The organism is Rahnella perminowiae (assembly GCF_019049755.1).
GTDB lineage: Bacteria > Pseudomonadota > Gammaproteobacteria > Enterobacterales > Enterobacteriaceae > Rahnella > Rahnella perminowiae.
The window spans coordinates 1-8,457 of record NZ_JAFMOS010000418.1 but is presented as its reverse complement, the minus strand read 5'-3'; the positions used below and the strand labels follow the sequence as shown (position 1 = coordinate 8,457).

Annotated in this window: 6 protein-coding genes; 4 read left to right on the top strand and 2 right to left on the bottom strand. The window is 50.4% G+C overall.

Going from position 1 to position 8,457, the window contains the following annotated elements; genetic code table 11:
• Positions 1–64 precede the first annotated feature (64 nt).
• Together glnS and nagE are read right to left on the bottom strand one after the other, a co-directional pair.
• On the bottom strand, positions 65–1,735 hold the full coding sequence (glnS, locus tag J1785_RS06270; RefSeq protein ID WP_217219058.1) for a glutamine--tRNA ligase: 1,671 nt from the start codon (positions 1,733–1,735) through the stop codon (positions 65–67).
• A 193-nt stretch (positions 1,736–1,928) separates the two neighbouring features.
• Positions 1,929–3,881, bottom strand: a complete 1,953-nt coding sequence (nagE, locus tag J1785_RS06265) for a PTS N-acetyl glucosamine transporter subunit IIABC (protein ID WP_217219057.1) — start codon at positions 3,879–3,881, stop codon at positions 1,929–1,931.
• A gap of 446 nt (positions 3,882–4,327) precedes the next feature.
• Between nagE and nagB the strand changes: the two genes are divergently transcribed.
• The 4 genes from nagB to J1785_RS06245 all read left to right on the top strand — a co-directional run.
• Complete coding sequence (nagB, locus tag J1785_RS06260) at positions 4,328–5,128, top strand: glucosamine-6-phosphate deaminase (protein ID WP_129952043.1); 801 nt, start codon at positions 4,328–4,330, stop codon at positions 5,126–5,128.
• Between the two features lie 143 nt (positions 5,129–5,271).
• A complete protein-coding gene (nagA, locus tag J1785_RS06255; protein ID WP_129952150.1) occupies positions 5,272–6,411 on the top strand; it encodes an N-acetylglucosamine-6-phosphate deacetylase in 1,140 nt (379 codons plus the stop codon).
• 20 nt (positions 6,412–6,431) lie between these two features.
• Positions 6,432–7,655 (top strand): DNA-binding transcriptional regulator NagC, encoded by a 1,224-nt coding sequence (gene nagC, locus J1785_RS06250; RefSeq protein WP_129952044.1) that lies wholly within the window; start codon positions 6,432–6,434, stop codon positions 7,653–7,655.
• Positions 7,656–7,712: 57 nt separating this feature from the next.
• Positions 7,713–8,457: HAD-IIA family hydrolase (locus J1785_RS06245; protein ID WP_217219056.1), on the top strand; the 745-nt coding region annotated here is incomplete at its 3' end.

Sequence of the window (8,457 nt, the reverse complement as noted above, 5' to 3'; positions counted from 1 at the left end):
ATAAAACCCGGACATAAAAAAACGCAGCCTGAGCTGCGTTTTTAAAACCTTATTGCGATGACTTTTATGCGACCGGTTTACTTTCCCATGTATCACGCAGGCCCACGGTACGGTTAAATACCAGATGTTCCGCGCCGGAGTAGCGACTGTCAGCGCAGAAATAACCTTCACGCTCGAACTGCAGGCTGATTTCAGCCTGAGCAGCCACCAGCGACGGTTCAACAAAACCGTGCGCAATCACCAGAGACTCCGGGTTGATTGTGGTCAGGAAATCTTCTGCCTGCCCGGGGTTGGCAACATTGAACAGACGGTCATACAAGCGGAACTCAGCCGATTTACCTTCTGAAGCCGAAACCCAGTGGATCACACCTTTCACCTTGCGGCCATCGGCAGGATCTTTACTGAGGGTGTCGATATCGTAAGAGCAGAAAATCGTGGTGATATTCCCTTCTGCGTCTTTCTCGATACGTTCTGCTTTGATCACATAGGCATTACGCAGACGCACTTCTTTGCCCAACACCAGACGCTTGTACTGTTTATTGGCTTCTTCACGGAAATCGGCCTGATCGATGTAAATCTCACGGGTAAACGGTACTTCGCGGCTGCCCATTTCCGGTTTGTTCGGATGGTTCGGCATCTTCACCCACTGCACAGCATCACCCGTAAAGTTTTCAATGATCACTTTAACCGGATTGATCACTGCCATAGCGCGCGGTGCATTCTCGTTCAGATCGTCACGGATACAGGATTCCAGCGCCATCATTTCAACGTTGTTATCCTGCTTGGTCACACCGATACGACGGCAGAATTCACGGATTGAAGCAGCGGTGTAACCCCGGCGACGCAGGCCCGACACCGTCGGCATACGCGGATCGTCCCAGCCTTCAACAATCTTCTCCGTTACCAACAGGTTTAGCTTACGCTTGGACATGATGGAATATTCTAGATTCAGACGGGAGAATTCGTACTGACGCGGGTGGCAGGGAATAGAAATATTATCCAGAACCCAGTCGTAGAGACGACGGTTATCCTGGAATTCCAGCGTACACAGCGAATGGGTGATCCCTTCCAGCGCATCGGAAATGCAGTGGGTAAAATCGTACATCGGATAGATGCACCATTTTTTACCGGTCTGGTGGTGTTCTGCGAACTTAATACGGTACAGAACCGGATCACGCATGACAAAGAATGGCGAGGCCATGTCGATTTTAGCACGCAGACAGGCAGCGCCTTCAGCGAACTCACCGTTACGCATTTTTTCAAACAGCGCAATATTCTCTTCTACGCTACGATCGCGATACGGGCTGTTTTTACCCGGCGACGTCAGTGAACCGCGGTATTCACGGATCTGCTCAGGAGACAGTTCATCCACATACGCCAGACCTTTGTTGATCAGTTCCAGCGCGTAAGCATGCAGTTGATCAAAATAGTCCGAGGAGTAATGAATATCGCCGCTCCAGTCGAAACCTAACCACTGAACGTCGTGTTTGATCGACTCAACGAATTCGATATCTTCTTTTGCCGGATTGGTATCGTCAAAACGCAGATTGCACTGCCCCTGATAGTCTTGTGCAATGCCGAAATTCAGGCAGATAGATTTCGCATGACCGATATGCAGATAACCATTAGGCTCAGGCGGGAAACGGGTGCGAACGGTATTATGTTTCCCGGTCGCCAGATCTTCATCAATAATCTGACGGATAAAATTTGTTGGGCGGGCTTCAGCCTCACTCATTGTGCAATTCCTCTACGCAACATTGACTCTACGGATAACCGCTTATGTTCCAACAAGCCACGTCGGGAAACAACCGTTAGTTGCATAAAATCGTGGTTATCTCTGCTGCGTCTGTTCTCAGGCAATAAAAAAGCGGGAAGAGATCGCTCTCTTCCCGCTGTCACTCCGTCAACCTGTTACGCCATCTGGCGAATTATTTGCTCTGGATGTCGAACAGCTTGGTCTGTCCCGCGACCACGGAACCACTGGCCAGTGAGACCACACCGGTATAATCATCAATATTACTGACGACGACCGGGCTTATCATTGAACGGGCATTGGCGTTCAGATAATCCAGATCCAGTTCCAGCACAGGCTGACCGGCGGTGACTGTTGCGCCTTCCTCGACCAGTCGGGTAAAGCCCTGTCCGTTCAGCGCCACAGTATCAATCCCCATATGCACCACGATCTCAGCACCGGAAGTGGTTTCCAGGCAGAAAGCATGATTGGTATTGAAGATTTTCACGACGGTGCCCGCGGCTGGCGATACCACAATTTTATCGGTAGGACGAATAGCGACACCATCACCTACGGCTTTGCTGGCAAAGGCTTCATCAGGCACCTGATCCAGCGCGACGATATCACCCGTTACCGGAGATACTAAAGTTTCCACTACCGTTTTCACGCTGTTTGGCACGGCCTGAGGTGCAGTTTTGACAGCAGCAACCGGCTCAGCCGTTGCAACACCTGCGGCGACTGGCCCGCGAGCCATCACTTTTTTCATTGCATCAGCCAGAGATTCAGCTTTTGCACCCACAATAACCTGAATGCTTTGTTTATTCAGACGAACAATTCCTGACGCACCCAGACGTTTACAGGCAGCATCATCAACGGTGCCCGCATCTTTTACATTCAGACGCAGACGGGTAATACAGGCGTCAATACCTTTGAAGTTGTCAGAACCGCCCAGCGCACCGATGTAACTCAGCGCCAGCTGGTTCAGACCTTCTTCTGTATTGCTGTTCGCTTCCGGCTCACCGATATGCCCAACGTCGTCTTCACGACCCGGCGTTTTCAGGTTGAACATGCGGATAATTACGCTAAACAGAACGAAGTAGATGACGAAGAATACGACGCCCATCACCAGCAACATCCAGACGTTCTTGCTGGCTGCTGGCAGGTTGTACATCAACGCATAGTCGATGGCACCTGCGGAGAAGGAGAAGCCGGCGTGGATACCCAACGCTGTCGCAATGTACAGGCTGACCCCGGTAAGGATAGCGTGGACTAAATACAGTAGCGGAGCCAGGAACATGAACAGGAATTCTAATGGCTCGGTCACACCGGTCAGGAATGCGGTCACCGCGACTGAAACCAGCATACCGCCAACCAACGAACGACGCTCTTTCGGTGCAGCGAAGTACATTGCACATGCTGCGCCTGGCAGACCGAACATCATGATTGGGAAGAAGCCGGACATGAACATCCCTGCAGTGCCGTCACCCGCGTAGAAGCGGTTGATGTCACCGTGGAATACAGTACCCGCAGCGTTAGTGAAGTCACCAATCTGGAACCATGCGATGGTGTTCAGAACCTGATGCAGACCGGTTGGGATCAGCAAACGGTTTACGAAACCAAAGATACCTGCACCGAATGCACCAGCACCTACGATCCACTCCCCACCCGCACGGATTGCATCCTGCACCGGAGGCCAGACGTAACCGAAGATAGCGGCCAGAATCAGACAGAAGAAGCCGGTTGCGATAGGAACGAAGCGTTTCCCACCGAAGAAACTCAGGAAGTCAGGCAGTTTGATATCAGACCAGCGGTTGTAAACCATACCGCCCACCAGACCGGTGATAATACCGGCCAGCACGCCCATGTTTACCGCAGGGTTGATGGTGATCATCGCTTTAGTCAGGATGAAGTAACCAATACCACCTGCTAATGCTGCTGCCCCGGCATTATCTTTAGACCAGCTGGATGCCACACCAATAGCAAAAATTAATGCGAGGTTATCGAAAATCCCGCCACCGGCTTGCGCGATGAAAGGCATATTAAGAAGATCAGGCTGACCGAAACGCAGCAATAAAGCAGCGACTGGCAGTACGGCTATCGGCAGCTGTAGCGCTCTGCCTAAACGCTGAAAGAATCCAAGAATATTCACATTTCCCCCTATCCGCCGTCAGGCGAATCACCTAAGTAGTTTAATTAGTATGGTTACTACCTTTACATTTACCGTTCCGATTTAACCAACTGCACATATAACTAACAGCAATGCGAGTGTAAAAAGATTATTTCGTATCGCAAATTAAAACCTCTCTTTTTGTGAGAATCGTCACCAAAAAGAGGTGATAACATGCCATTTTACTGGTCAAGACACCAAACTTATTTTATCATTAAAAAAATCCAGACGGCATTGTGCCACTCATAAACCGTTGCGGTGGTTTACGCTTAACAAAACCGCCTTTGAACCGACGAACTTAGTTTTTGCTTTGACTACCTATATCCGAGTCATTGACGTTGCAGACAGAGAGCAGTCAATACCCCCTGCTACGCCAAGGACAAAGGATATCAACAGTATATTCAATATTCTGAAACTCGAGGTATCTGATGAGACTTATTCCGTTAAACACCCCCACTGAAGTTGGCAAATGGGCTGCACGTCATATCGTTGAACGCATCAACGCGTTTAAACCCACTGCAGACCGTCCTTTTGTATTAGGCTTACCAACCGGGGGTACCCCGCTCGAAGCTTACAAGCATTTAATCGCTATGCATAAAGCAGGCCAGGTTAGCTTTAAGCATGTAGTGACTTTCAACATGGACGAATATGTCGGTCTGCCGCAGGAACACCCTGAGAGCTACCATACGTTTATGTACAAAAACTTCTTTGACCACGTTGATATTCCACGCGAAAACATCAATCTTCTGAATGGTAACGCACCCGACGTCAACGAAGAATGCCGCCAGTACGAAGCGAAAATTAAGTCTTACGGCAAAATTAACCTGTTTATGGGTGGCGTGGGCAACGACGGGCATATCGCATTCAACGAACCGGCTTCTTCTCTGGCTTCCCGTACCCGTATCAAAACCCTGACGCATGAAACCCGTATCGCGAACTCACGTTTCTTCGACAATGATGTCTCTCAGGTGCCAAAATACGCCCTGACCGTGGGTGTTGGCACACTGCTGGATGCGGAAGAAGTGATGATTCTGGTCACTGGTCATGCGAAAGCGCAGGCACTGGAAGCGGCTGTTGAAGGTAATATCAACCACATGTGGACCATCAGTTGCCTGCAATTGCACGCAAAAGCCGTTATGGTGTGTGATGAACCTTCCACCATGGAACTGAAAGTCAAAACTGTTAAATATTTCCGCGAGTTAGAAGCGGAAAATATGAAAAACCTTTAATTAATTGAGTCCCCGAAAGCATTGGAGTTGCAGCAAGACGGCAACTGAACGAATCTCCGGGAGCTTACTCAAGTAAGTGACCGGAGTGAGTGAAGGCAGCCAACGCCGCTGCGGCTCAAAGGATTTAGGGGAATGGGGGCATGATGTACGCATTGATTGAGGGCCGGGTCTATACCGGTCATGACGTTCTGGATAACCACGCGGTAGTGATTGCCGATGGCAAAATCGAACGTGTCTGCCCGGTGAGTGAATTGCCGGCGAATGTGGAAACCCGCAGTCTGGATGGTGCCATTCTTGCCCCCGGATTTATCGATCTGCAACTTAATGGTTGTGGCGGTGTGCAGTTCAACGATTCACTGGAAGCGATTTCAGTAGAAACGTTAGAAATCATGCAGAAAGCCAATGAAAAATCCGGATGTACCAGTTTCTTGCCGACGCTCATCACCTGTAGCGATGACTACATGAAACACGGCATTAGCGTCATGCGCACCTATCTGGAAAAGTATCCAAATCAGGCATTGGGCCTGCATCTGGAAGGACCGTACCTCAGCCCGCTGAAAAAAGGCACGCATAATCCGGCCTTTATCCGGCTGCCAGACAGCGCAATGATTGATTTCCTGTGCGCCAATGCGGATGTAATTACCCAACTGACGCTCGCACCTGAACAGGTTGATGCAAAATATATCCGCCAGCTGCATGAAGCAGGAATCGTCATTTCCGCAGGTCATTCAAATTCAACCTATGCTGAAGCACGTGCCGGTTTTGCCGCAGGTATCAGCTTTGCTACGCACCTTTATAATGCAATGCCTGCTATCACAGGTCGTCAGCCTGGTCTTATTGGTGCAATTTTTGATACGCCGGAAGTGTATACCGGCGTGATCGCTGACGGTCTGCATGTCGACTGGGCGAATATCCGCAACGCGAAAAAGCTCAAAGGTGAGAAGCTGGTGCTGGTCACCGACGCAACTGCCCCTGCTGGCGCGAATATTGATGAGTTCATTTTTGCCGGTAAAACAATATACTACCGTGACGGACTCTGTGTGGACGAAAACGGAACACTGAGCGGCTCGGCCCTGACAATGATTGAAGCGGTGCAAAACAGCGTCGAACATGTCGGGATTGCTCTGGATGAAACGCTGCGTATGGCAACGCTTTATCCGGCGCGCGCTATTGGTGTTGCCGATCAACTGGGCAGCATCGAAGCAGGTAAAGTCGCCAACCTCACCGCGTTCACTCATGATTTTAAAATCACAAAAACTATCGTTAATGGTGACGAAGTTTAATTGAGCGGATAAAAGCATTGATGACAACTGGCGGACAGCAGGCACAAATCGGCAACGTTGATCTGGTGAAGCAGTTAAACGGCGCGGCGGTTTACCGCCTGATTGACCAACAAGGTCCCATTTCGCGCATTCAGATTGCTGACATGAGTCAGTTAGCGCCCGCCAGTGTCACCAAAATCACCCGACAATTACTTGAGCGCGGGCTGATTAAAGAAGTTGACCAGCAGGCTTCCACCGGGGGTCGGCGCGCGATTTCTATCATCACCGAAACCCGCCCTTTCCATACCGTCGCAGTGCGTCTTGGTCGTCATGATGCGACGATTACACTCTATGATCTCAGCGCCAAATCTCTGGCCGAACAACATTACGCCCTGCCCGAACGGACTCAGGAAACCCTCGAAAATGCCCTGTTCGAGGCGATTGCGCAATTCATCGAATTTAATCAGCGCAAAATTCGCGAACTGATTGCCATTTCCGTCATCCTTCCGGGGCTGGTCGATCCGAATAAAGGCATCGTGCGCTACATGCCACATATCAGCGTGGGCGCGTGGAAATTAGTCGATGCGCTGGAGGCCCGGTTTAAAGTTACCAGCTTTGTTGGCCACGATATCCGCAGCCTGGCACTTGCCGAGCATTACTTTGGTGCTACCCGCGACTGCCAGGACTCTATTTTGGTTCGTTTACATCGCGGTACCGGTGCCGGAATCATCGTTAACGGCCAGATTTTTCTCGGCAGTAACGGCAACGTCGGTGAAATTGGCCATATACAGATCGACCCGCTGGGCGAACGCTGTCATTGCGGTAATTTCGGCTGTCTGGAAACCGTTGCGGCTAACGCTGCCATCGAAAATCGGGTACGTCATTTACTGACACAAGGTTATGCCAGCAAACTCAGCCTGAACGATTGCTCAATTTCGGCGATCTGCAAAGCCGCCAACCGCCACGATCCGCTGGCAACCGAAGTCATCGAACACGTTGGCCGCCAGTTGGGTAAAGGTGTCTCGATCGCGATAAACCTGTTTAATCCGCAAAAAGTGGTGATAGCCGGCGAAATTACCGAAGCCGATAAAGTGCTGCTTCCGGCGATTCAGAACTGTATAAATGCGCAGGTTCTGAAAGATTTCCGGCGTAATTTACCCGTTGTGACGTCCGCCCTGAATCATCAGTCAGCGATTGGTGCGTTTGCCCTGGTTAAACGGGCAATGTTAAATGGCGTTCTGTTACAGCGCCTGATGGAAAATTAAGACGTGCTATAGTATCTGGCTGCCAGAAATGGGACTGAAAATGTGGGTTTGGAAATCATGACGATAAAGAACGTAATTTGTGACATTGATGGTGTGCTGTTGCACGACAATACCGCAGTACCCGGTGCCGACCGTTTTCTGGCGCGGATTCAGGAACAGGGGATGCCTTTGGTCATTCTCACTAACTACCCTTCCCAGACAGCACAAGATCTGGCAAACCGTTTCAGCGCTGCCGGTCTTGACGTGCCTGAAAGTGCTTTTTTCACTTCCGCCATGGCCACCGCTGATTTTCTCAAACGTCAGGAAGGCAAAAAAGCCTATGTCGTCGGCGAAGGTGCCCTGATTCATGAATTATATAAAGCCGGTTTTACCATTACCGATATCAATCCTGATTTCGTGATTGTCGGTGAGACCCGTTCTTATAACTGGGACATGATCCATAAAGCCGCCTATTTTGTGGCAAACGGCGCGCGCTTTATCGCAACAAATCCTGATAATCACGGGCACGGTTTTGTACCGGCCTGCGGTGCGTTGTGTGCACCTATCGAAAAAATCACCGGCCGCCAGCCATTTTATGTCGGCAAACCGAGTCCGTGGATTATCCGTTCGGCACTCAATAAAATGCAGGCGCATTCCGAAGATACCGTCATCGTGGGTGATAATCTGCGGACTGACATTCTGGCGGGCTTCCAGGCAGGTCTGGAAACCGTTCTGGTGCTGACCGGCGTTTCCACGCTCAATGATATAGAGGGCATGCCTTTCCGCCCGACCTGGATTTACCCTTCCGTGGCCGACATTGACG